This is a genomic window from Microbacterium sp., from assembly GCF_030149085.1.
GTDB lineage: Bacteria > Actinomycetota > Actinomycetes > Actinomycetales > Microbacteriaceae > Microbacterium.
In genome coordinates, this window is record NZ_JASBSF010000125.1 from 1 (window position 1) to 2,177 (window position 2,177).

1 protein-coding gene is annotated in these 2,177 nt (G+C 62.1%); it reads left to right on the forward strand.

Features of this window, described 5'->3' with window-relative positions; all coding sequences use genetic code 11:
- Nucleotides 1–10: 10 nt before the first annotated feature.
- Nucleotides 11–2,177: DEAD/DEAH box helicase family protein (locus Q1V87_RS05075; protein ID WP_300591118.1), on the forward strand; the 2,167-nt coding region annotated here is incomplete at its 3' end.

Here is a 2,177-nt window from a genome sequence, read left to right on the forward strand (position 1 = left end):
TAGGCAAGGTATGAAGCTCCAGTTCAAGGTCCAGCAGTATCAGACCGAGGCCGTCGACGCCGTCGTGGACGTCTTCGCGGGCCAGCCCTTCGCCGACGGAGTGAAGTACCGCATCGACCCGGGCAAAGACATCGCACCGACACTTCTCGAGGATGCCGGTCTGCGCAACTCCGCGATCAGCGTCTCGATGCCGCAGCTCTTGGAGAACGTCCACGCCGTCCAGAAGCCTCGCGGACTGCCGCTCTCGAAGAGCCTCGTGACCTCTCCGGCCGCGCCGATCAATCTCGACATCGAGATGGAGACCGGCACCGGAAAGACCTACGTCTACATCAAGACGATCATGGAGCTATACAAGCGTTACGGCTGGTCGAAGTACATCGTCGTCGTCCCGAGCATCGCGATCCGCGAAGGAGTGAAAAAGTCGTTCGACATCACCGCCGACCACTTCCAGCAGCTCTACGGCACGAAGCCCCGCACGTTCGTCTACAACTCATCACGGCTGCACGAGCTCGAGCGATTTTCATCCGATGCCGGCGTGCAGGTGATGATCATCAACACCCAGGCGTTCAACGCGACCGGCAAGGACGCCCGCCGCATCTATGAGGTGCTCGACGACTTCCAGTCGCGCAAGCCCATCGACGTGATCGCCGCGAACCGGCCGATCCTGATCATCGACGAGCCCCAGAAGATCGAGGGCGATGGCAAGAAGGCCTCGAAGTCCCTGACGGCCCTGGCGCTGTTCAACGCCCTGTTCGCGCTGCGGTATTCGGCGACGCACAAGATCGAGCGTACGAAGGTACACCGGCTCGACGCACTGGACGCCTACAACAAGAAGCTCGTCAAGAAGATCGCAGTGCGCGGCATCACGGTGAAGGGCCTGCCCGGCAGCACCGCATACCTCTACGTCGACGGACTTGAGGTCGGCAAGGGCGCTGACTTCCCGAAGGCGCGCGTCGAGCTCTACGTCCAGCCTGCGGGGAGCTCGAGCCCCAGGCCGAAGTCCGTGCGCCTATCGAAAGGGTCCCGGCTTCACGACATCTCGAACGGCATCGAGGCCTACAAGGACCTTGTCGTCGTCGATGTCGACGCGAACCAAGACTTCATCGAACTGTCGAACGGTGAACGCATCTTCGCCGGACAGGTCACCAACGACCTCACCGACGACGCAAAGCGTCGCATCCAGATTCGCGAGGTCATCCGGGCACATCTCGACAAGGAGCGCGAGCTGTACGCGCAAGGGATCAAAGCGCTGTCGCTGTTCTTCATCGATGAGGTCGCTAAGTATCGCGACTACGACCGTGAAGACACCCTCGGCGGCTACGCGCGCGTCTTCGAGGAGGAGTACGAGGCGATTGTCGCCGACTTCCTCGGTCAGATGGAGCTCGACGAGGCATCCGAGCGGTACCGCGCGCACTTGGAGTCCATTCCGGTTGGCAAGACCCACCAGGGCTACTTCTCGATCGACAAGAAGTCCGGGCACCAGGTCGACGGGTCAGTGAAGAAGACGGGTGACTCCGCCGGTCAGTCCGACGACGTCGCGGCCTACGACCTGATCCTCAAGGACAAGGAGCGGCTCCTGTCGTTCGAGGAGCCCGTGCGCTTCATCTGGTCCCACTCCGCCCTACGGGAGGGCTGGGACAACCCGAACGTCTTCGTCATGGGCATGCTCAAGAAGAGCGACAACACCACCACACGGCGGCAGGAGATCGGGCGCGGGCTGCGCCTCTCGGTCGACCAGCATGGCGAGCGGATGGACAACCCCGTCACCGTGCACGACATCAATGAACTGACGGTCGTCACGGATGAGTCGTACACCGAATTCGTGACCGCGCTGCAGAAGGAGATCGTCGACTCGCTCAGCGCCAGGCCGCGCAAAGCGAGCCCCGACTTCTTCGCGGGCAAGATCGTCGAGAACCCCGCGACCGGCGAGAAGGTCGCGATCACCGACGACCAGGCCAAGCAGCTGCAGTTCTGGCTCACGACGAATGGCTTCATCGACTACGAACAGCACCTCACCGACACCTGGATCAACCGTGGCGACATCGAGATGCCGCCGATGCCGGCGGGGCTCGACCAGTACCACTACCAGATCGCCGAACTGATCGACTCCCTGCACCTCGAGCTTCCCGCACCGACTGACGGACGCAAGCCGAAGAAGGTACCGCTCAACGAGAAGA